This window comes from Desulfoluna butyratoxydans (assembly GCF_900699765.1).
Classification (GTDB): Bacteria; Desulfobacterota; Desulfobacteria; order Desulfobacterales; family Desulfolunaceae; genus Desulfoluna; species Desulfoluna butyratoxydans.
Map to the genome: position 1 here is coordinate 1 of NZ_CAADHO010000015.1, position 22,077 is coordinate 22,077.

The window sequence follows — 22,077 nt, forward strand, 5'->3', positions numbered from 1 at the left end:
AAAATTCGGCAATGCAAATTCGTGCAACCCGTGACGACAAACTCAAGGTCGAATACCAGCCAGCAGCCCAACAGCTCACCCGCTGGATCGACTCATCCGAAGACAACCCCGCCGCCCAGGCCCACTACAAAACCCAGCGCGCCGCCTGGCACGCCTGGGCCGATGCCCTGTGCGACCTTCCCGACCAGTCCGGCTGGCCTTGGCCTGGAGGGGACGTCCCCTGGCCCGAACAACCCCCCAAACCCACGAGGTACACAGCCCCATGATGCAACTGGATGATTTTAAAGTGCCCGGCAAGAACCTGGTGGTGAAAGGCAACCTGGAGTTCCGAACGGAGGACATCGCCGGGGAGACTTCGGGGACAGATGCCGTGGAGAAGGGGACCAAGCCCAAGATCCTGCGGGTGTCGCTTCAGATCCCCTTTACCAGGGCCAAGGACCTGGGGGGCCTGATCCAGACCGCCGAGACCTTAAACAAAGAAGGGGCCCGGAAGATCTGGACCATCACCCACCCCACGGCCAATGCCGTGGGGATTCGCCAGGTGCAGTTTGCCGAGCATGTGAACTGGGAGGAGGCAGGGGGGCTTCAGATGTGGAAGGTCTCCTTTACCCTGCGGGAGTGCAAGAGCAACCCGGAGCGGGTGGAGGTGCGCAAGCCGGTGAAGCTTCAGTCTTCGTGGAGGAATGGCCGTGGGGCGGATTCTTTTGATGATGTTCTGGAAAACGCGGAGGCCTTGACGTGAAGCTGGAGAAGATAGTGATGGTGGCCGGGGAACCGGTGCCCCTGGTTCGGGAGCATGTGAGCCTGGATATCTCCACGCCGGGCCGGGCGGATTTTACGGTGATCAGCGACAAGCCCCTTTCAGGTGTTGTGGAGATGGCCATGGGCGATGCCCGGAAGGACCCGGTGGCGTTTTTCACCGGGTTTGTGGTTCGGAGCCACACGGTGGACGCCAGGCAGCAACGCCTTTTTTGCCGGGAGCTTTCGGCGGTGCTGTGGGGTTCCTTGCCCGTGTCGATCCGGAATGCTTCTCTTCGGGACGTGCTGGGCGTCTACGCCCGGAAAACCGGGCTCTCTTTTGTGGTTCCGGAAGCGGGCTATGCAGACACACCGTGCCCGGCCTTCCAGACCATCGCCAACGGCATCCACGGCCTTGATTCCATGGGCGCCGTGTTTGCCATTTCCAACTACATATGGCAGCAGCAGGGCGATGGCCAGGTCTTCGTGGGTGCATGGGAGGACAGCCGGTGGGCGGGCAAGCCCTTCACCGTGCCGGAGACCTTCTTCCAGGACGTCCAGCTTGACGGCACCAAGACACTTCAAGCTATTCCCGGGCTGCGACCCGGTGTGCAGATGAACGGGCAGTACATCACAAGCCTGCAACTCAAAGAACACTTTATGGTGGTGACATGCGCGAAGCGATTAGACGCATAGTGCTCCGGATGTTCCCGGAGCTCTCCGGAGGCTATCACCTGGACCGGTACGCCCGGGTTGTGAAGATCTCCGACCCGCCCGTGGCCGGGGCGACCTGTGACCGGTTCCGGCCCTACTGGGCGGCGGACATTGAGATCCTGACCCCCGAGGGCGAGCCCGCCCCGGACTTCCCCCGGTTCGAAGCCGTGCCCCTGCCCGTACCGGCCGCAGGGCCCGACGCCGGGCTTTTTCTTTGGCCCCGGCCCGGCACCATCGTCACCGTGCGGTGGGTCGAGGGTCGCCCCGATCACCCGGTGATCCAGCACGTCTATCCCATGGGGCTCTCCATGCCGGGCGTGCCGGATGGCTCCGGATTCTGGCAACAGCGCCCGGGTGTTCACCAGCTCCACGATGCCGCAGGCAACTGGGAGCGGAAAACAGACCAGGACATCCTCGACGCCGCCCGGAACATCGAGGAGGTGGCCACGGCCCTGCGCAGGCTTCAGGCCCAGACCGTGGACGATACCGCAAGCGGGGCCCGCTCCGAGTCGTCCGGAGAAAAGACGGTCACTGTCTCCGGCACCCATGCCGAGACCGTGGGGGGATCCTCCACCGAAACCGTCACCGGCCCCAAGGCAATCAACGCCGCCGCCGTGACCCTGGCCGCCCCGGCCATCACCATCGGTGCCCCGGGTGGCGTCTCTCTCCTTCCCACCCTGACCAGCGCCCTGGGCGCCATCAAAGATGCCCTATCCGCCCTGGCCAGCCACACCCACCCCGGGGTGGGCCAGTCTTCTGCAGCCGGCACGGTGGCAGCCAAGGCCACCACCGTGGCCATTGCAAAATCCGACATCGACTCCATCCAGGGCTAAAACGCAAACCGGCGGCTGATCCAGCCGCCGGTACCTCTCCTTCCTCCACACCCCGAATCCGTGATCCCCCAATAACAACGGGCTTCTCAGCCCACGGCACAGGCAAAATTCCTGTGCCGTTTTTTTAGCGCCGACAGGAAACCGCCCAAAGCCCCGCCATCCGTGAAAAATCCCAGACCCGGGAAAAATTTCACTCCTCCACACCTCACCTTCGATAGGTTTGGAGCGTTTTTTTGCAACTAAAGGGGTGGGTGCAACAGGGGGATGGAAGCCCGTTGTTACTGGGGCTTCGTCGGTTTTAAAGGAATGCCACGTTTGCAGCGCTTCGCAGAACTTCGCATTGAAAAGGGATAGCCTGTGGCATGTGGCCGTAATCATTTTGAACTTGATTTACTGCATAATATATGGTGGATTCACCATTGAAAGCCTTCTTCGCAGTCATGAGTCATATGGTTACCACGATGGCCCGAGGCCATGTTTTTTGTGAAGAGGCCCTGATACCAGGAGTTGCCCTTGATTTTTTTTGGACGACTGAAAAGACGCTAGTTTATCCGGTTTTGGTATGGTTCTGATTTTTAAGGTGAATCATATGAAATTCGGTCCCAGAAAATTTTCAAGAATAGTCAAAAGTGAGTCAACCTTCGGAGGTTATCCTTTTTGGCTTCTGGGGGCCTTGACAGCCAAGGCTTTGAGAGTGGTACTGTCTGAAACACTGACCCGATTACGAGGGGATTAAGACAACAGTTGTTATGAGGCTTTCCGAACTACAGGCTAACCGTCTGAAACACTGACCCGATTACGAGGGGATTAAGACTTTTCTCTACGTTATTAGCTGTTGCCGCCATCAGAAATGTGTCTGAAACACTGACCCGATTACGAGGGGATTAAGACGTCAAAAAGGGTGCGGCGTTCGGCCGCGGGGCATGGGTCTGAAACACTGACCCGATTACGAGGGGATTAAGACAACGTCGCATACACGACGTAAAGGGCACCCCAAGAGTTGGTCTGAAACACTGACCCGCCTACGAGGGGATCAACAAGAAAAAGCCCGTTCTGATGAGCGGGCTTTTTATTTTCCGTGGATTGGCCGGTCCTGTGGGTTCATTTTTAATGCTTCGCAGTACTTGGCATTGGAGAGGGATAGCCTGTGGCATGTGGCCGTAATCATTTTGAACTTGATTTACTGCATAATATATGGTGGATTCACCATTGAAAGCCTTCTTCGCAGTCATGAGTCATATGGTTACCACGATGGCCCGAGGCCATGTTTTTTGTGAAGAGGCCCTGATACCAGGCGTTGCCCTAGATTTTTTTTGGACGACTGAAAAGACGCTAGTTTATCCGGTTTTGGTATGGTTCTGATTTTTATGGTGAATCATATGAAATTCGGTTCCAGAAAATTTTCAAGAATAGTTAAAAGTGAGTCAACCTTCGGAGGTTATCCTTTTTGGCTTTTGGGGGCCTTGACAGCCAAGGATTTGAGAGGGGTACTGTCTGAAACACTGACCCGATTACGAGGGGATTAAGACCAGCAGCCGGCGGGGACGGGGTTGCGGTTTGTGTAGTCTGAAACACTGACCCGATTACGAGGGGATTAAGACCTTGGGGCATAGCCCCTGAAAAAATTTTTGAAGAAAGTCTGAAACACTGACCCGATTACGAGGGGATTAAGACATGCATGAATCCCAAACGTGAATTCCAAGAACAATGGGGGTCTGAAACACTGACCCGATTACGAGGGGATTAAGACTTTGATAATTTCTGACAAAGATTTTTCTTCAACGTGTCTGAAACACTGACCCGATTACGAGGGGATTAAGACTCCGTCCAAGAAAAAGATTCGGGGAGGATTAGCCAAAGCGTCTGAAACACTGACCCGATTACGAGGGGATTAAGACGCGTGAGCGCTGGCGGCATCGGTGAGGTCTTTTTTCAGTCTGAAACACTGACCCGATTACGAGGGGATTAAGACGGGCTCCAAAACCGGGTTCCTTACCGGGAGATCCTGCGTCTGAAACACTGACCCGATTACGAGGGGATTAAGACGTTTTGTCTTCGCAGAGCACGGGCATTGCAGTTCTTGTCTGAAACACTGACCCGATTAGGAGGGGATTAAGACTGTTGCAATATTTTCGGAGCTGCATTGAAATTCTTGAGCGTCTGAAACACTGACCCGATTACGAGGGGATCAAAAAGAAAAAGCCCGTTCTGATGAACGGGCTTTTTCTCTGCCGTGAATCCTTGGGCCTGCAGGCCACTCAACTTTTTCCTTGACCTTCCACTCAACTTTTTGGCACGCTTTAATCACCAACAAGGGGTGCCTCCCCTTCACAATTCTGTCTCAAAGCAGGATGGTGAGAATGAGCGCCAGATTTCTCTACGCCTGTGGTGTATCCACGCCTCAGGTGTCAGAAGGAGCGGCACACTGTCCGGTATCCGTGAGGACCGGGAGCCCTTGTTGGTAGGGTTTTTGAGCAGTGTGTCGCTTCTTTTGTTTTGCGGAGGAGGCGCAGCTTTTACCTTTCATCAAAAAAATACCAACGAGGCCCACCATGACCACCAACCGCATGACCCATTTTGCCAATCTGTCGAATTGTGTTTCTGAAATCGTTCTGACCCAGGCTGCCCTGGAGGCCCTGGCCGACCGGCTTGCCCATGAGTTGCCGGGTGAGTCGCAGATTCTGAACGTCCTTGCCCGTAACCTTGAAATCATCGCCATACCCCTTGAGAGGCACACCGATGCTCTGGTGAGGCAGGAAGAGGTGCGCACCCAGGCCCAGAACAGAAGAGGGGGATCTCTTAAGCCAAAGCTCTGTTAGACCGAGTGCACCACATACGTCACCACACCCCACACAGCAAACTCCATGTGGCCTGTGATCTCGATGGGTGGGTAGCCTTCGTTTTCTGCTACCAGGAAGGCGCGGCCGTCTTTTAGCCTGAGGCGCTTGACGGTGAGCTCGCCGTTGACGATGGCGATGATCACCTTTCTGTCTGTTGCTTCCAGGGAGCGGTCCACGATGAGGATGTCTTCCGGGTAGATCCCGGCGCCGGTCATGGAGGTGCCAGCGGCACGCATGAAGAATGTGGAGGCGGGGCGTTTGATCAGCTCCAGGTTGAGGTCCATGGAGCAATCCGGATCGAAGGTGACGGTGGCCATGGGAACAGGTATCCTTGAAGGTCGTTGTCGGGAAAAAATGAGGGGAAATGTTTGTCTTCCAGGGTGTCCTTGCAAGGTGTTTTACCCTGCACAAATCTGCACACGTTTTGCACAAACGCAAGTAGTGGCACGTGATTTGCTTAGGCTTTTGCCGGGCCCATTTTTCGTGATGGGCAAAACGCCCAAGAGCCTTGAAAACAAAGAAGCCGTGAAGATTTGGTACCTCTTCACGGCTTCGTATTTTGTAACTCTTTGAATTATCAAGTCTGCACAAGTTTTGCACACGTTTTTTGTGCAAATCAAACTTGTAACCCATTGAATTTATTACCTTTCATGGAGCGGGAAACGGGACTTGAACCCGCGACGTTCAGCTTGGGAAGCTGACACTCTACCACTGAGTTATTCCCGCTCATGTGGGACGTATACTAATGGCATTTTCCGATGGCGTCAATCCCTTTGACGCGTTTTTTGAACCGAAAAAACAGGGCGGATGGAAGTGGTTTAAATCGTGGTTGATACGGGGCTGTCCATGGGCCCTTGTTTGAGAACGGTCGTTAATTGACAAGCCAGATGGCCCTGTCCTGGCCCATCTGGACCAGTTTGTCCCCCACTCGGCCCAGGAGAAAGTCTTCCACAATGGAGTGGCCCCGGCGCCCCACCATGACGGTGTCGTAGCCGCTTTTCTTGGCTTCGTCCATGAGCCCCTCGGAGCGGCTCAGGTAGGAGCGCAGGATGATGGAGTCCACGCCTGCCCGGTCGAACCCGGCGTCCCTGAGGATGGTTTCGGCCTTCTGGAGGTGGGGGCGCATGCGGGACTGGTGGTGGATCTGGTGTTCCTGCTCCATGAGGTTGTATGCGTCCAGTGAGGCCTGGAAGGGGTCAAAAGAGCCGCTCATGAGGTTGAGGGAGCGCGACACATAACAGATTTTCACTTTTTCAATGTTTCGGGTGACGCTTTTTTTCAATTGCCGGACGCAGTTTTTGGAGCCTTCGGAGGCGTCGAAGCCGATGAGCACGCCAGTGCTGTCGGGGTTGCCTCCAACGATGACCAGGGGCACGTGGTTCACCGAGGCGATGAGCTTGCGGGCGCAGTTGCCGAGGATGGCCCCGGTGTGGATATTGTGGCCGATGCGACCGGCCACTACCAAGTCGTAGCCCTTTTTAGACTCCCGGATGATGTCCCGGGCAATGCCCACCCGCCTGGGGCGGATTTTTACCTCCACGGATTCATCTGAAAACCCTTCTTTGATCAGGTCGGTGCGGATTTTTTCGATGACCTTGCGGTTGTAGCGGATGTGGTTTTCTTCCCACCAACCGCCCAGTTTGTCGGGGCTTGGGCCTTCCATGCCGTCGGACTGGTTGTCCCAGAATGTTTCCGGCACGACATTTTCCACCAAAAACAGGGTGAACGTCGTCTTTTCAGGGATCAGGATGCGTGCCGCGTAGAGTGCGGCATGGGTGGATTGAATGGATCCGTCTACAGGGATGAGGACACGTTGATGGAGATCGTTCACCTGGGCCTCCTTGGGTGTGGGATGGATGACCGGATCGGTCTCATGCAGTGCGTCTGGGGCGGCGTCTTCCGGTCTGGTTTTGAGTCGTGTTGCGTTGTCTGATCAATGTTAGAGCAAGGGGTGTGCCAAGGGTGTGTTGAGGGGAATTGTTCTGTATTTCAGCGTGTTGGTTTGTGGGGTCCGTTGGGGCGCTGAGGGGCTGTGGTGATGGTCTTTACACGTTGGAAAAAGGGCTGGCAGGGGATTGCCTGAATGGATGCCTTAAACAATTTCTGGGGGCGGGGTTTTTGTATTTTTATAGCCCTGCCTCCCCAGTATGGGAGGCAGGGTGGTCTTTTCTATAAGCAGTGCGTCAACCGATCAGGCTGGCGACTACTCAATGGCCTTTAAGACGTCTTTGGCTGCTTCCAGCTGCTTAAGGGCTTCGTCAAGCTCCTCAGTGCCGGGGGCAAAGTCCACGGCAGCTTCGTAGGATGCGATGATGGCCTCAAGATCGGGAACCCCTTCCGTGGTGCGAAGGGCTGATGCCGAATTCATGTGGTGGGCAAAGATCAGGGGCTTCACCTCCTGAAGGGTGTAGGTCTCCTTGACGGTATCCAGGGTCACGGCCGTGGGGATTTCAATGAGGAGTTCCTTGCCGGTGGGGGAGAAGATTCCCTTATATATTAAGGTGGAGTGCTTTTTGGTCGTGACAAAGTAGTTGGAGGTGTTGGAGGCGCTGGAGGCGATGAGGATCAGGACGAATACGCCGAAGGCGCAGACAGCCGTGATGAGCTTTCGCGTGGAGGCCTTTTTGGCGGCTTCCTCACGCAGGCGCTGCTCTTCCTGGGCCTGAACCCTGGCTTCTTGCTCGGCTTTGGCGCGGGCTTCTTCGGCTGCCTTGCGGCGAGCATCTGCCTCGGATTTCTTTTTGGCGTCCAGCTCAGCCTGGCGTTTGGCTTCCTCTTCAGCTTTTATCCTTGCCTCTTCCTCGGCTTTGAGTCGGGCTTCCTCTTCGGCTTTAATTCTTGCCTCTTCCTCGGCTTTGAGTCGAGCTTCCTCTTCAGCCTTTTTCTTTGCCTCTTCTTCGGCTTTGATTCGGGCTTCCTCTTCGGCCTTTTTCTTTGCCTCTTCCTCTGCCTTCAGACGGGCTTCCTCTTCAGCCTTTTTCTTTGCCTCTTCTTCGGCTTTGAGTCGGGCTTCCTCTTCGGCCTTTTTCTTTGCCTCTTCTTCCGCTTTCAGACGGGCTTCTTCTTCAGCCTTCTTTTTGGCCTCTTCCTCTGCCTTGATTCGGGCTTCCTCTTCAGCCTTTTTCTTGGCCTCTTCCTCGGCTTTGAGTCGGGCTTCTTCTTCAGCCTTTTTCTTTGCCTCTTCCTCTGCCTTCAGACGGGCTTCCTCTTCAGCCTTTTTCTTGGCCTCTTCCTCGGCTTTGAGTCGGGCTTCTTCTTCGGCTTTTTTCTTGGCCTCTTCCTCGGCCTTCAGGCGGGCTTCCTCTTCAGCTTTTTTCTTCGCCTCTTCGTCAGCCTTCTTTTTTGCATCGGCTTTGGCCTTGGCATCATCTTTTTTTGCCGTGGTTTTTTTAGCAGCAGGCTTCTTGGCCTCAGCGGCACCGTCTTTTTTCGTGGTGCTTTTCGCGGTGGTCTTTTTGGCGGTGGTGGTTTTAGCTTCTGCTTTTAATGCTTTTTCTTCTTTTTTCTTCTTGGTGGCTGCTGCCTTTTTTACGGCTTTTTTAGACTTGGGAGCTTTCTTTGCGGTGGTCTTTTCAGCCGTTGTTTTGTTCTCCTTTTTGGGAGACTCTTCCTTGGCTGCGGCCTCCTTGGGCGCATCGGTTGAGTTTTTTACGGTTTCCTTTGCCATGTGATCACCTTTGAAAATCTCAATTATTTATAATATGATGCCAACTGGTTATTTTCTACTTGTTAACGGTCATGTATATAAAAGTTGTAAACAATTGTAAACCATTTTGGTGGAGTCAGGACCCCTGTGAATCGCAGTACAACAAAGTATAAAACCCTTTTAACACGCCTGAAAACATACGAATCCCTGGCTGTAGCTTTTTCTGGAGGCGTGGACAGCACACTGCTTTTGAAAGCAGCGGTAGATACCCTCGGAGAGAACGTTGTGGCGGTGACATCGGTCTCCCCTGTGCACTCGCGTCGTGAAATCGAAGCGGCCAGGGCCTGTGCCAAGGCACTGAAGGTTCGGCATATCCTCTATGATCCCGGCATGCTGGAGGATGAGGATTTTCTGGGGAACACCCCCAAACGATGTTATTATTGTAAACGCCGTATGTTCACGCAGATGAGTAATGAAGCGAAGGCCCTCGGGGTGAGCAATGTAGTGCATGGGGTGAACTGCGATGACCTGGGGGACTACCGCCCCGGACTTAAGGTCGCGGAAGAGCTCGGTATCGGGGCACCCATGGTGGATGCGGGCCTCTATAAGTCTGAGATTCGGGAGCTTGCCGAGGCACTGGGGCTGTCTGTGGCCCGCAAACCGGCCATGAGCTGCCTGGCAACGCGTATTCCCTACGGAGAGAAGATCACGCGGGAGGCCCTTGCCATGGTGGAGGCTGCCGAGGCTGCCCTGGACGATTTGGGGTTTTCGCACTATCGGGTGCGGCACCACGGGACCGTGGCCAGGATCGAGTTTTCCCAGGAGGACCTGCGGCGTGTGTTTGATCAGGAGCTGATGGCGCAGGTGGTGGCTGCGGTGAGGCAGGCAGGGTATCTCCATGTGGCCGCCGATCTTGAGGGCTACGGCCAGGGCCGCATGAATCGGGTGTTGGAAGAGAGCTGAAATACGGCCAGGTTGTGTGGCACGGCATGGCGGGAGTCGCCCGGCGATATCCCGCTTTTTTGCGTTTTGAAGGGCCTGGTGTCTGTTTGACGTGTTGCCTTCGGGATGTATATAGTGGCAATGCGATGTGCGTCGGCGCTTATATGGGAGGGGGTATGGAAATTCGATGTCTGGTGGTGGATGATGAGCAGCCTGCCGTGGACGAGCTGGCTTACCTGTTGTCGGGGTTGCCGGATGTCACCGTGGTGGGGTCGGCCAACTCCGCCAAAGAAGCGGTGGAAAAGATCGGCACCTTGAAGCCGGATCTGGTTTTTCTGGACATCAACATGCCGGGTCACACCGGGTTTCACGTGATTGAAGCCTGCGGCGACCTGCACAAGGCGCCTCTGTTCATCTTCTGCACGGCCTATGACCAGTACGCGGTGAAGGCCTTTGACGAGCAGGCTGTGGACTACATCCTGAAGCCCTTTTCCATGAAACGCGTGGCCAAGGGCGTTGGGCGGGCCAGGGAGCGGCTGGAGGCGGAGTCTTCGGCTCCGGGTGATGAGATGGCAAGGCTGCTGGAGGCTTTGGGCGCCAGGTCGCCCCATGTGGTGCGCCTGTCCGTGGAGAGCCAGGGACGCCTGCTGCTCCTGGATCCCGACGAGGTGATCTTTTGCCGGGCCGAAGAAAAACGGGTGCGGGTCTTTACCCATGACGGCGACTACATCTCCCACGGTGCCCCCACCCTGGATCGCCTCGAAGAGCTGGTGGCAGGCTACCCCTTCTATCGCGTCCACCGCGCCAGCCTGGTTCACCTCAAGCACATCCGCGAGGTCACCAGCTGGTACAACGGCAAGTACCTCCTCGTCATGGATGACCCCGCCGCCAGCGAGGTGGTGGTGAGCCGAAACCGTGTCAAAGGCCTCAAGGAGAACCTTGGGCTCTGATTCCCTGTCGTTCCAGCCCCCGGAAAAGTCCCCGCATCTCCAAAAAACGACCGGTACCTATGAAAGTCTGGCCCCTTGGTGTCTGTGCGGTCTACGGTTGAGGTAGATATTCTGGAAAAAGTGCGCCTTTGGCGGCCAGAGGATGTGCCCTGGACTCCAGGATGCGGATCATCTCTCCCTCGTTTATGGGGTTGATATAATCCGAGGTGCTTTGGGAATATTTCTCGTGATTTCTTATGGATATATAAGTTCTCGTGAGCGCGCTATGCTGTAGACTACGGGCGACGCCCGTCAGCGAATGTGATGAGCCTGAGGAGCGAAGGCGAAAGAGCATTCGCGAACCTGGGGGCCAGGGGTGGCGAAGCCACTTAGGCCAAAAATCCCCTGGCCGCCGGAGGCTTTTTTAAAGGAGAATACCCGAACGTGGATGTATCCATCACCCATCTGTTGATCACCCTTATAGAGCACCTGGGCCTCACCGTGGCCGCGGCCTTTCTCATTTTGAACATGGGGGCGGCGGGCAAGACCTTTCTGGGGAAGCACCCCTGGGTGGAGAAGGCTGTTCTGACCTGCTTTTTCGGCCTGTTTGCCATTCTGGGCAACTACGGGTTCGATCCGGTCCACGACGCCTTTGCCAACTTAAGGGCCATGGCCGTGGTGACGGGCGGGCTTTTCGGCGGCCCCTGGGTGGGGCTTGGGGCTGGTGTCATTGCAGGCGGGCATCGCTTCCTTATTGATATCGGCGGATTTACCTCGGCGCCTTGTGCCACGGCCACGCTTTTGGAAGGTGTGGCCGCCGGGCTTTTGGCCGGATGGTACGGCTCACGGGTGATGAACTGGAAGGTGGCCTTCGGTCTGGGGGTGGCCGGAGAGTCCATGCACATGGGGCTTGTGCTGTTGTTTGCCAAGCCTTTTTCCGAGGCCGTGGACCTGGTGCGGCTCATTGCCGTGCCCATGATCTTCGTGAACTCTGTGGGGGCGGCCTTTTTTGTGGAGCTGATCAAGGGGCTCTTTCGGGAGCGCGAGCGGCGGGAATCCCGCCAGGTCCAGCAGATCCTGGAAATCGCCAACCTCACCGTGGGGTATCTGCGCGCAGGGCTTGGGGCGGGCTCGGCCAAAAAGACGGCTGAGATCATTTTCCGACAGGTGGACGTGGCGGCTGTTGCCATCACGGATACCACCCATGTGCTGGCCCACATGGGGGTTGGGGCGGATCATCACATTGCCGGTGAACCCATCCGCACCGCCGCCACCGGCATGGTTCTGGACGACGGGCTGCCCCTGTTCCGGCACACGAAGCGGGAGATCGCCTGCCCGCACCATGGCTGCCCCTTCCATCACGGCATCATCGTCCCCTTGAAAAAGGGGGAGAGCATCGTGGGGACCCTGAAGTTTTACGGCACCCGGGAAAAACCCCTGGACAAGGTCCACTTTCAGACCGCCCGTGGGCTTGCCGTGCTGTTCTCCACCCAGTTGGAGCTGGAAGACATCCAGATCCAGGCCCGGATGCTGGCCTATGCGGAGATCCGGCGGCTCCAGGCCCAGATCAACCCCCATTTTCTCTTCAACTCTCTTAACACCATCGCCAGCTTCTGCCGTACCCGGCCCGACCGGGCCAGGGAGCTGATCCTGGACCTGTCCAGTTACATGCGCCGGAACCTTGACCAGAGCAAAGGCTACATCACCGTACAGGAGGAGCTGGAGCAGGTGGAGGCGTACCTGGCCATTGAGCAGGCCCGCTTCGGCGACCGGGTCTCCTACCGGCTTGATGTGGGGGAGGGGTGCGACAACTGGCCCATCCCCGCCCTGGTGATCCAGCCCGTAGTGGAAAATGCCGTCAAGCACGGGATCACCCCCAATGAGAAGGGGGGGACGGTGACCGTCTCCATTGGCTGTAATGCAACGCTTCTCACGGTGCGGGTGACCGACGACGGCGTGGGCATGTCCGAGGAGACGGTGGGCCGCCTGTACAACCCCGAGGAGCTGGCAGCTGCCGGTGAGGGCATCGGGGTGCGGAACACCATCCAGAGGCTACGACGGATCTACGGCCCTTCCTGCCGCATGGTCATCGAGAGTACCCAGGGCCAGGGTACGGAGGTCTCCTTTTCCATCCCCCGGAACCATCCTTCGGCGCGTCCCTGATCTCCCTTTTTGAAAGCTCTATGGCCGCCCCTTTGGGCGGCCATGTTGTTTCGGCACCCTCCTGATGCATTCCATCCCCGAAAAACGACATGGGCCGTTTCGAGCGTGGCGTATCCCCTTTTTATTCCGCTACAACAGCAGGTGTGAAAGAGGAACCGCCCCAAGGGCGATCAATGCGTTTTGTCATGGAGGATAGATATATTATGCTTACTTTTTTTGCGTGCGTTGCTGCACTGATTCTCGGGTACTTTACCTACGGTACGTTTGTTGAAAAAACCTTCGGGCCGGACAGCTCCCGAAAAACCCCTGCCTACGAGCTTGAGGACGGGGTGGACTACATGCCCCTTCCCAAGTGGAAGGTCCTTTTTATTCAGGTCCTGGATATTGCCGGGATCGGCCCCATTTTCGGCCCCATCCTGGGGGCCCTCTACGGACCGGTGGCCCTGGTCTGGATTGTCATCGGCTGTATTTTTGCCGGGGCGGTTCACGACTACTTCTCCGGCATGCTCTCCATGCGTAACCGCGGGGGCAGCATCCCCGAGGTGGTGGGTGATTTCCTCGGCATGCCCGCACGACAGGCCATGCGAGTCTTCTCCGTGGTGCTCCTCATGCTGGTGGGCGTTATTTTTGTTCTGGCCCCGGCCAAGCTCCTCACCGGGCTGACCGGCGTGAATACCCAGATTTTTATCTTTGCCATCTTCGGCTACTATTTCCTCGCCACCATCCTTCCCATCGACAAAGTCATCGGAAAGATCTATCCCCTTCTGGGCGCATTGCTGCTCATCACCACTGTTGCCACTGTGGTGGCCCTGATGTTCGGTGGCTATGAGATCCTGCCCAACCTGGATGTGACCACCAGCGCCCATCCTGCGAACAAGCCCATCTGGCCCCTGCTGTTCATCACCCTTTCCTGCGGTGCCATCAGCGGGTTCCACTCCACCCAGTCTCCCTTGATGGCCCGGTGCGTCAAAAACGAAAAAGACGGCCGCGCTGTGTTCTACGGCGCCATGATCCTTGAAGGCATCATCGCCCTGATCTGGGCCACCGTGGGGCTCTCCTTCTACAAGTCCCCGGAAGCTCTTAACGCCGTGATTGCCGCAGGGACTCCTTCAGCCGTTGTCTCTGAAGTCTCCAACGTCCTTCTGGGGCCTGTGGGCGGCTTCCTGGCCGTCATCGGGGTTATCGTGCTGCCCATCACCAGCGGGGACACCGCTTTCCGAAGTACCCGACTGATCCTGGCCGAGTCCTTCAAGGTGAGCCAGTCCCAGACCGCCAAGCGGCTCATGATCGCGGTGCCCCTGTTTGCCCTGGGCTTTGTAATCTCCACCCAGAACTTCGGGATCATCTGGCGCTACTTCGGGTTCTCCAACCAGGCCCTGGCCACCCTCGTTCTCTGGTCTGCAGCCGTGTTCCTTGCCAAGGAGATGAAGAACTACTGGATCGCCTGCCTGCCGGCGACCTTCATGACCTCCGTGGTGGTTACCTTTATCCTTCAGGCCAAGATCGGGTTCGGGCTCTCCATCGGAACCTCCACCGTCATTGGCGTGGGTACCGCCGTGGTGCTGCTCGGTCTCTTCCTCTTCAAGTTCTCCGGTGTACGGGCAGCGAAACGTGCCGACGGGCTTGCTGAATAAGCAGCCCCTGTGAATGCATCGCCCCTGCATGTTCCCTGTCCGGTGCCATCGTTCGGAATTTTAACGGGATGGCCGTCGGGCAGGGAATGGGGCACGGGCCTTAGATTGGCTTGACAACCGGAAAAGTGTGGCTTAGGATCACATCCTATGCTTGGTGCAGCTAATGCTTAATAGGGAACTCCGTGAGAATCGGAGACGGGCCCGCCGCTGTAACCGGGGACGTCCTTCGCAACAACGCCACTTTCTTGATGCGTCCGAAGTAATCGGGTCGAACAATGAGGGGAAGGCGCGGAGGTACGGATGATCCGGAAGTCAGAAGACCTGCCATGCGCTATATGATGTCCCGTTGTCTGATGTTTTCGTCATATCTCCACCGTGGTGAGAGAGGCGGCCTGAAACAGGAAAAGCCGCCGGAACACGGGGATTGAATCATATAGAAGTGGCGCACTGCCGTGGTAAAGGGTGCGCCCGACCGTGAGGATTGAATACGGAATCCCCATGCCTGCATACGATTGCAGGCATGGGGATTTTTTGTTTTGGAAGCCCGTTAATCTGCGCCCATCACGGCGGCGGATTTTCGGGTGAGTACGTGACCGGGTCCCCGCAAGGGGTCTTGCATACACGCAGGAAGGGAATCCCGTGAAAATCGGGAACGGTCCCGCCGCTGTAACCGGGAACCGTACGGCACGGGTGAGGGGACTCCCTCTTATCCATAAGCCACTGCCCGCTGCTGGCCCTCCTTTTCAGGCCGGCGGCAATCAGGGCGGGAAGGTGCGCCGTTCGGAAGGCCCGGGAGTCAGAAGACCTGCCCGGCATAAGACGCGTTGCTTTGGGTGCGGAATGTCGCATCACAAAGCGCTCCTGCGGAGAACAGGGGAACCGCGTAATGAAAAGGGCGAAGCAAACAGGGAACAGCCCTTTTTCGGTGATGGTCGGACCGGAGGGGCTGTGCAAGGAGTCAGCCGGTCTCCGGTCCTTTGTAAATGATCAGTTTATAAAGGAGCCGATGATGAAAAAAGGCATGATTCTGTGTGTGCAGGGGCAACTTCCCGAAGGCGTTGCCCCGGATGACCTGCTTAAGGGCGGCCATGTGTCCTTTGATGTGGACAAGGTGGCTGTGGTCTCTCCTCTGGACGGAGAGGGAGACATCCATTGGGCATGGTGGCGCATGATATCCAAGGGGTTTACCTCGATTCAGTGCCGTATGGCCGGGTATGAAAAGGGGCGCATTGCTTTAAAAGGAGGCAGCGTTCCCATCTGGTCCATCGGTTGACCCCCCGGCGATGTCATATGATTGTAATACACCTGTTACGAACGGAGATTGGAAAAAAATGATGAAAAAAGCGACCCTTCTGTTCCTGATTGTTTCACTGTCTATCCTTCCTGCCATGAGCCCGGCCACGGCTGCCACCAAAAAAGAGGCGGTGGACGCCGTGGTTATTGCAAGCTTCGGCACCAGCTACCCCGAAGCCCTTAAGGCCATCCTCACCATCGACAAAGAGATGAGAAAAGAGTTCCCCAAGGCGGAGATCAAGCACGCCTTTACCTCCAACATCATCCGGGGCATCTGGCACGACCGCGCCGATGACGCCGCCTGGAAAAAAGCCAACCCCGGCGTCCCTGGTTGGCTTTACGATGTCAAAGGCCCCCTGGCCACCTTCGGTGCCCTGCAGGAAGAGGGCAAAAAACGCGTGGTGGTGCAGACCACCCACGTCTACGCAGGCGAAGAGTACCTCGACCTCAAGGCCTATGTGGACGCCATTGCAGGCATCGACACCCTCCGCGCCAAATGGAAGCCCTTCTCCTACATGACCCTGGGCCGTCCCGCCCTGGGCAAAGCCGGGTTGCATCCCGAGTACCGCAATGACATTGAAGCCGCCGCCAAGACCATGGCAGCGGACGTGAAAAAGGCCAAGAAGATGGGCGCTGTCCTGGTCTACATGGGCCACGGCAACGAGGTGTTCCCCACCAGCGCGTACATTGAATTCCAGAAGACCATGAACTCCATGTACCCCGAGGTCACCACCCTGGTGGGGACCGTGGAAGGGTACCCCGGCCTCGATGACGTCACCACCGCCCTGAAACACATCAAAACCAAGAAGGTCTTCATGAAGCCCTTTATGGTGGTTGCCGGTGACCATGCCAGGAACGACATGGCCGGAGACGAAGACGACGCCTGGAAGACCGTTATTGAAAAGATGCGCATCAAAGTGACCTGCGAGCTCAAAGGCCTGGGTGAGAACCCCGAGTGGGCCAAGCTCTACGCCGAGCATGCCGTGGACGCGGTAACGGTTCACACCGGCAAGTAGTTTTCTATGGTTTGGTTGCCTCCGGCGGCCCTGCCGGAGGCTAAACTTTTAATCCGCCTTCGCCCAAGGGCTACGGCGCGACATGAAAGTTTAACAAACAGGTTTTAAAACCCTTTTTGGGTGAGTTTTGTTTAAAGGCGGATGTGATTTGACCCGAGGAACGAGGGGCAAAACGCATCCGCAACCTGATTTCAAGGTGGCACACCTTGCCGCCGGAGGTTTTCGCTTTTAAACCCGAACGTTGATGGAAGGCCCCCCCATGACCATCGCCACGGAGTCCATGAGGAAAACAAAACCCTCCCTTGCCCTGATGAAAGGCTCGGCAGGGCTGGTGTGCCTGTGCGCGCTCCTTTTCTGCGCGGTGCTGCTCTCGGCCCGTATGGGGTTTGTGGCGTTTTCCTTTCAGGATGTCCTTGGGGCACTCTGGAACGGGGTGACCGGTACGGACGGGGCCACCGTAGCGGCTGAAACAGCACGGGTCATGGTCTGGGAGGTGAGGCTTCCCCGCATCCTGACGGCGGCAGCCGCAGGGGCCGGGCTGGCCGTGGCAGGGGCCGTTTACCAGAACATTCTGCTGAATCCCCTGGCCGACCCTTATACCCTGGGCGTCTCCTCCGGTGCCGCCTTTGGCGCGGCCGTGGCCCTTCTCTTCGGCATGGGCAAGACCCTCTTGTCTGTTCCCCTCTTTGCCTTTGGGGGCGCCATCCTCACCCTGTTTATCGTCATCGCCATGGCCTCGCCCTCGGGGCGGCTGCTGCGGTGCGGTATCGATTCTTCCAACCTCATCTTATCGGGCATCATGGTGTCGGCCATCCTCTCGGCGGGTTTGAGCTTTATGAAATACCTGGCCGACGAGCAGGTTTCCGTCATCATCTTCTGGCTCATGGGCAGCTTTGCCGCGGCCACCTGGCGTGATGCCGCTGTTCTCTCCGGCGTTTCCGGGGCCGGGTTTCTCCTCTTTCTCTTTTACGCCCGGGATCTGAACCTTCTGGCCCTGGGCGAAAAAAGCGCCCGAAGCCTGGGGGTGGATACCTCCAAGACGGTCCTTATCCTCCTGGTGGCCGCGTCCCTTGTGGCGGCGGTCTGCGTGGCGGTCTCCGGCATCATCGGCTTTGTGGGGCTTCTTGTGCCCCACATGGTGCGGTTTGTCACCGGGCCGGACGCCCGGAAGCTTCTTCCCGCAACCCTTATCATCGGGGCGGTTCTCCTGCTTTTTGCCGATACCGTGACCCGTGCGGTGCTACCCTATGAAGTGCCCATCGGGGTGCTGACGGCCCTCATCGGCGGGCCGGTGTTCTGCGTGATCTTTCGAAAGAGCCGCATGGGAGGGGGGGCATAGGCATGACGGACAGCGTGCTCCACATGGAGGGAATTTCGTTTACGCGCGGCAGGCGCGAGGTGCTAAAGGGCATCGACGCCCGCTTTGAGGGCGGGGTGTTCCACGCCATCTTAGGGCCCAACGGGGTGGGAAAGAGCACCCTGGTGGAAATTTTGAGCGGACAGATGGATCCCGATGCCGGGAGCACAACACTTTTCGGGACTCCGGTCCGAAAGCTGTCGGCCCGTAAGGTGGCCCGGCAGGTGGCGGTGGTGTCCCAGAGCCACGAGGTGCGTTTTGCTTTTTCCGTGCGGGAGGTGGTGATGATGGGCAGGCACCCCCACATCGACCGGTTCGGCTCGCCGTCTGAGCACGACTTCAAACTGGCGGACGAGGCCATGGCCGTGGCCGATATCCGTCACCTGGCAGACCGTCCCGTCACCGAGGTGAGCGGAGGAGAGCGCCAGAGGACCCTTTTTGCCCGGGCCCTGGCCCAGGATACGCCCGTCTTGATCCTGGACGAGGCCACCAGCAACCTGGACATGAAACACACCTTGAGTCTTCTCTCCGTGGTGCGCGAGAAGGTGAAACGGGAAAACCGATGCGCCGTGGGGGTCTTTCAGGACATCAACACCGCCGCGCTTTTTTGTGATCGGTTCCATTTTTTGAAAGAGGGGCGCATGGCCGTGTCCGGCTCCGTGGAGGAGACCCTCACCCCCGAGACTCTCTGGGAGGTGTTCGGGGTGAGGGCGCGCGTCATGGAAGATGAAACCACCGGGAGCCGGCAGGTGCTCTTTAACGCCGGAGGGTTCCATGGGTAGAATTTTTCTTAGCATCCTCTGCGTGTGTGCTGGCTTCATGGGTTTGTTTATGGCTCCTGCAGCCGATGCCGCCCGGATCACCGACGCTGCGGGCCAGGTGGTGACCTTCGACAAACCCTTTACACGAATCATTTCCCTCTACAGCGCACACACAGACAACCTCCTGGCCATGGGGGCCGCAGATGTCCTTATCGGCGCGTCCAAGAGCGACGGGGCAGCAGAGCTCCCCCGGTTCTCCTACCACGACGGCACCGAGCGGTTCCTGGCGGCACGCCCTGACCTGGTGCTGATTCGCCCCATGATCGAGCGGGGCTACGGCAGGTTGGTGTCCAGCCTTAAAGCCCGAGGTATCACCGTGGTCTCCCTGCAACCCGGTACCGTGGACGAGATGATGGACTATTGGGTGGCCCTGGGGCTCCTCAGCGGTCACGAGGCCCAGGCACGCTCCCTGGTGTCGGCCTTTGAAACAGAGACCCGCCGCATCCACGAGGTCACCCGGACGGTGCCGGAAAAGCGGAGGGTGTTCTTCGAGGCCATGCACGGCAAGCTGCGCACCTTCTCCAAAGGCTCCATGGCCGCCTGGGCACTGGAGCTGGCAGGGGGCGTCAACGTGGCTGAAGACGCCGTGCCATCCAAGGGCAGCAACATCGCCATCTACGGCAAGGAGCGCCTCCTGGCCAAGGGGCCGATGATCGACGTCTACCTGGTGCAGCAGGGGCGCATGAACCGCGTCACCCGGGAAGAGATCGAAAAGGAACCCGGCTTTTCCCTGATCCGGGCCGTGCGCAAGGGCGAGATTCATTTTGTGGACGAGGCCCTGGTCTCCAGGCCCACCCCGGCCCTTCTGGAAGGGGCCCGGCGTATCGGGGCAATTTTATACCCCACTCTCTTTGAACCGAGCATACAAGGACTGGCAACGCATGGGCAGTAAGGCGATTCACGGCAAATCAGGTTTTCTCATCGGGGGTACCTCCAGCGGCAGCGGCAAGACCACCCTGTCCCTGGGCATCATGGCGGCGCTGAAGCGGCGCGGGTATGATGTGGCGCCCTTTAAGGTGGGGCCGGACTACATCGACCCGGGCCATCACCGGCGGGTGACGGGCCGGGCCTCCCGGAACCTGGACGGCTGGATGCTCAGTAGGGACTATTGCCGGGATGCCTTTTCCCGCACCATGGCCCAGGCGGACCTGGCCGTGGTGGAAGGGGTGATGGGGCTCTTTGACGGCTTTTCCGGTACCGACGAGGCCGGGTCATCGGCCCAGATGGCTAAGTGGCTGGGGCTCCCCGTGATCCTGGTGGTGAACGCCGCCAGCATGGCCCGAAGCGCCGCCGCCCTGGTCACCGGCTTTGAAAACTTTGACCCCGAGCTCAATTTCCTGGGCGTGGTCTTTAACAATATCGGTAGCAAGAGCCACCTCACCTATCTTACCGAGGCCCTGTCGGTCCACAGCGACATGCCCTGCCTGGGCGGGATTCCCCGGGACGAAGCCCTGAGGATTCCCGAACGTCACCTGGGCCTTGTCACCGACGAAGAGCACGTACTCTCCGGCACGGAAACCGATCACCTGGCCGACACCGTGGAGGCCCACATCGACCTGGATCTTCTTTTGGAACGGGCCGGTGAGCTTTCGCTAAGCCAGGAAGAATCCAAAGGGATCACCCCCGAAAGCGCCCAACCCGTCAAGATCGGCGTGGCCATGGACAGCGCCTTCTGCTTCTACTACCCGGATAATCTCGAGACCCTTGAAAAAGCAGGGGCCACTCTGGACTTTTTTTCTCCGGCTGAAGATGAAACCCTTCCCGAAGGGATCAGCGGCATCTATTTCGGTGGGGGCTACCCCGAGCTCTTTGCCGAAGCCCTCAGCGGAAACACCGCCATGCGACGTGCCGTCAAAGCCGCCGCCGATGCCGGTATGCCCGTCTACGGCGAGTGCGGCGGGCTCATGTACCTCTCCGAGGCCATCACCGATTTTGAGGGACGCCGCTGGGAGATGACCGGCTGTTTGCCCCTGGAGACCCGCATGCAGGAGAAACGCTGCGCCCTGGGCTACCGGGAGATTACCCTGAAAGAGACCTCCCTGCTCGGCCCGTCCGGCACCACCGTGCGGGGCCATGAGTTTCACTATTCCAAACCCGTGGGAGAACCCAAGGCAGACCGGATCTACCGGGTCACCCCGCGTACCCATCGCACCCTTCCCGACGAAGGGTATGTCAAGGGCAATACACTGGGCAGCTACGTCCACCTTCACTTCGGAAGCTCTGCCGGGGTAGGGGAGGCGTTTGTGGCCCGCTGCAACGCGTACAAGGAGTCAACGACACGATGAAACCCCAGGAGATTGAAGACCTGAGCTTCAAGATTATCGGAGAAGAGGCCGGTGACCACGGCTTCTCCGACGCGGAGTGGCCCATTGCCCGCCGCGTGATTCACACCAGCGCCGATTTTGAATACGTCGAGAGCCTTCGGTTTCACCCCGAGGCCATTGAACGCGGCATCGCCGCCATTCGCGGCGGAAAGCCTATCTTTACCGATACCAACATGGCCCTGTCCGGGATCCGCAAAATGGAGGTGGGCTCCTTCGGGGGAAGCGTGACCTGCCTGGTGGCCGATCCCGAAGTAGCTGCCACCGCCAAAGCCGGGGGCATCACCCGGGCCAGGGCTGCGGTGGACGCTGTGGCAGATCGTCTCGACGGGGCCATCTACGCCGTGGGCAACGCCCCCACCGCCCTGCTTCGCCTGTTGGAGCTGGTGCGGGAAGGGCGCATCAAGCCCGCCCTTATCGTTGGCTTTCCTGTTGGGTTTGTGAACGCGGCCGAGTCCAAGGCCGAGCTCCTCGAAACCCCGGGGGTTCCGTACATCACCAACGTGGGACGAAAAGGCGGCTCCAACGTGGCCGCCGCTGCCGTCAACGCTCTGGCCATCATGGCCTCTGCCGAGGGCGTACAGAAGAGGTAACTACATAGCTCTTAAAAAACTGCCTCCGGCGGCAAGTGTGGCGAAGCCACTGTAACGAAAATACCTTGAAAGCAGGTTGCGAATGCGTTTTGACCCTCGTTCCTCGAGTCAAATCACATCCGCCTTTAACATGATATTTATTCAACCGTTTTCTTATGACCTGTTTGTCAAACTTTATAAAAGTTTGGCCCCCGGCAGGGCCGCCGGAGGCGTTTTTTGAGCTGAAGAATTGCCAGA

At 57.9% G+C, this 22,077-nt stretch carries 19 protein-coding genes, 1 tRNA gene, 2 CRISPR repeat arrays and 2 riboswitches; of the genes, 16 read left to right on the forward strand and 4 right to left on the reverse strand.

What is annotated here, in order from left to right:
• The 5 genes from MSL71_RS24665 to MSL71_RS24685 all read left to right on the forward strand — a co-directional run.
• On the forward strand, nucleotides 1-266 hold a 266-nt coding region (locus MSL71_RS24665; RefSeq protein ID WP_218951134.1), incomplete at its 5' end, for a hypothetical protein.
• A complete protein-coding gene (locus MSL71_RS24670; RefSeq protein WP_180146632.1) occupies nucleotides 263-742 on the forward strand; it encodes a baseplate complex protein in 480 nt (159 codons plus the stop codon). The genes MSL71_RS24665 and MSL71_RS24670, both read left to right, overlap by 4 nt.
• Nucleotides 739-1,434 (forward strand): hypothetical protein, encoded by a 696-nt coding sequence (locus MSL71_RS24675; RefSeq protein ID WP_180146634.1) that lies wholly within the window; start codon nucleotides 739-741, stop codon nucleotides 1,432-1,434. Before MSL71_RS24670 ends, MSL71_RS24675 begins: the two co-directional genes overlap by 4 nt.
• Entirely contained in the window at nucleotides 1,410-2,285 is an 876-nt protein-coding gene (locus tag MSL71_RS24680; RefSeq protein WP_180146637.1) for a hypothetical protein, read from the forward strand. The genes MSL71_RS24675 and MSL71_RS24680 overlap by 25 nt, the downstream gene beginning before the upstream one ends.
• 702 nt (nucleotides 2,286-2,987) lie before the next feature.
• Nucleotides 2,988-3,326: a CRISPR direct-repeat array (repeat unit 37 nt; unit sequence GTCTGAAACACTGACCCGATTACGAGGGGATTAAGAC).
• Nucleotides 3,327-3,777: 451 nt separating this feature from the next.
• Nucleotides 3,778-4,480: a CRISPR direct-repeat array (repeat unit 37 nt; unit sequence GTCTGAAACACTGACCCGATTACGAGGGGATTAAGAC).
• Between the two features lie 357 nt (nucleotides 4,481-4,837).
• Nucleotides 4,838-5,104, forward strand: coding sequence for a hypothetical protein (locus MSL71_RS24685; protein WP_180146640.1), 267 nt, complete (start codon nucleotides 4,838-4,840; stop codon nucleotides 5,102-5,104).
• On the opposite strand, the gene MSL71_RS24690 is transcribed toward MSL71_RS24685, so the two are convergent.
• From MSL71_RS24690 to MSL71_RS24705, 4 genes are all read right to left on the reverse strand, one after another.
• The gene (locus MSL71_RS24690; RefSeq protein ID WP_180146643.1) at nucleotides 5,101-5,442 is read right to left on the reverse strand and encodes a LexA family protein; all 342 of its coding nucleotides are present in this window, start codon (nucleotides 5,440-5,442) and stop codon (nucleotides 5,101-5,103) included. The genes MSL71_RS24685 and MSL71_RS24690 overlap by 4 nt on opposite strands.
• 334 nt (nucleotides 5,443-5,776) lie before the next feature.
• A tRNA-Gly gene (locus MSL71_RS24695) sits at nucleotides 5,777-5,851 on the reverse strand.
• A gap of 145 nt (nucleotides 5,852-5,996) precedes the next feature.
• Nucleotides 5,997-6,956: a universal stress protein gene (locus MSL71_RS24700; protein WP_180146646.1), complete on the reverse strand. Its 960-nt coding sequence runs from the start codon at nucleotides 6,954-6,956 to the stop codon at nucleotides 5,997-5,999.
• 372 nt (nucleotides 6,957-7,328) lie between these two features.
• Nucleotides 7,329-8,792 (reverse strand): cell envelope integrity TolA family protein, encoded by a 1,464-nt coding sequence (locus tag MSL71_RS24705; RefSeq protein ID WP_180146649.1) that lies wholly within the window; start codon nucleotides 8,790-8,792, stop codon nucleotides 7,329-7,331.
• Nucleotides 8,793-8,918: 126 nt separating this feature from the next.
• Between MSL71_RS24705 and larE the strand changes: the two genes are divergently transcribed.
• From larE to MSL71_RS24760, 11 genes are all read left to right on the forward strand, one after another.
• On the forward strand, nucleotides 8,919-9,734 hold the full coding sequence (larE, locus tag MSL71_RS24710) for an ATP-dependent sacrificial sulfur transferase LarE (RefSeq protein WP_180146652.1): 816 nt from the start codon (nucleotides 8,919-8,921) through the stop codon (nucleotides 9,732-9,734).
• Between the two features lie 155 nt (nucleotides 9,735-9,889).
• Nucleotides 9,890-10,663 carry a LytR/AlgR family response regulator transcription factor gene (locus tag MSL71_RS24715; protein ID WP_180146655.1) on the forward strand — a complete coding sequence of 258 codons (774 nt, stop codon included), beginning with the start codon at nucleotides 9,890-9,892 and terminating at the stop codon, nucleotides 10,661-10,663.
• A 423-nt stretch (nucleotides 10,664-11,086) separates the two neighbouring features.
• Nucleotides 11,087-12,805 carry a LytS/YhcK type 5TM receptor domain-containing protein gene (locus MSL71_RS24720; RefSeq protein WP_218951135.1) on the forward strand — a complete coding sequence of 573 codons (1,719 nt, stop codon included), beginning with the start codon at nucleotides 11,087-11,089 and terminating at the stop codon, nucleotides 12,803-12,805.
• Between the two features lie 203 nt (nucleotides 12,806-13,008).
• Entirely contained in the window at nucleotides 13,009-14,439 is a 1,431-nt protein-coding gene (locus MSL71_RS24725; RefSeq protein WP_180146658.1) for a carbon starvation CstA family protein, read from the forward strand.
• 135 nt (nucleotides 14,440-14,574) lie between these two features.
• Nucleotides 14,575-14,782: riboswitch (cobalamin riboswitch) on the forward strand.
• Nucleotides 14,783-15,017: 235 nt separating this feature from the next.
• A riboswitch (cobalamin riboswitch) is annotated at nucleotides 15,018-15,266 on the forward strand.
• Nucleotides 15,267-15,448: 182 nt separating this feature from the next.
• Nucleotides 15,449-15,712 carry a hypothetical protein gene (locus MSL71_RS24730; RefSeq protein WP_180146661.1) on the forward strand — a complete coding sequence of 88 codons (264 nt, stop codon included), beginning with the start codon at nucleotides 15,449-15,451 and terminating at the stop codon, nucleotides 15,710-15,712.
• A 58-nt stretch (nucleotides 15,713-15,770) separates the two neighbouring features.
• Complete coding sequence (locus MSL71_RS24735) at nucleotides 15,771-16,748, forward strand: sirohydrochlorin cobaltochelatase (RefSeq protein WP_180146664.1); 978 nt, start codon at nucleotides 15,771-15,773, stop codon at nucleotides 16,746-16,748.
• Nucleotides 16,749-17,007: 259 nt separating this feature from the next.
• Nucleotides 17,008-18,087, forward strand: coding sequence for a FecCD family ABC transporter permease (locus MSL71_RS24740; RefSeq protein ID WP_246317928.1), 1,080 nt, complete (start codon nucleotides 17,008-17,010; stop codon nucleotides 18,085-18,087).
• 2 nt (nucleotides 18,088-18,089) lie between these two features.
• Nucleotides 18,090-18,887: an ABC transporter ATP-binding protein gene (locus MSL71_RS24745; RefSeq protein ID WP_180146666.1), complete on the forward strand. Its 798-nt coding sequence runs from the start codon at nucleotides 18,090-18,092 to the stop codon at nucleotides 18,885-18,887.
• Nucleotides 18,880-19,818 carry an ABC transporter substrate-binding protein gene (locus MSL71_RS24750; protein ID WP_180146669.1) on the forward strand — a complete coding sequence of 313 codons (939 nt, stop codon included), beginning with the start codon at nucleotides 18,880-18,882 and terminating at the stop codon, nucleotides 19,816-19,818. Before MSL71_RS24745 ends, MSL71_RS24750 begins: the two co-directional genes overlap by 8 nt.
• Nucleotides 19,808-21,211: a cobyrinic acid a,c-diamide synthase CobB gene (locus MSL71_RS24755; RefSeq protein ID WP_180146673.1), complete on the forward strand. Its 1,404-nt coding sequence runs from the start codon at nucleotides 19,808-19,810 to the stop codon at nucleotides 21,209-21,211. Before MSL71_RS24750 ends, MSL71_RS24755 begins: the two co-directional genes overlap by 11 nt.
• Entirely contained in the window at nucleotides 21,208-21,840 is a 633-nt protein-coding gene (locus MSL71_RS24760) for a precorrin-8X methylmutase (RefSeq protein WP_180146676.1), read from the forward strand. Before MSL71_RS24755 ends, MSL71_RS24760 begins: the two co-directional genes overlap by 4 nt.
• The last annotated feature ends 237 nt before the right edge of the window (nucleotides 21,841-22,077 follow it).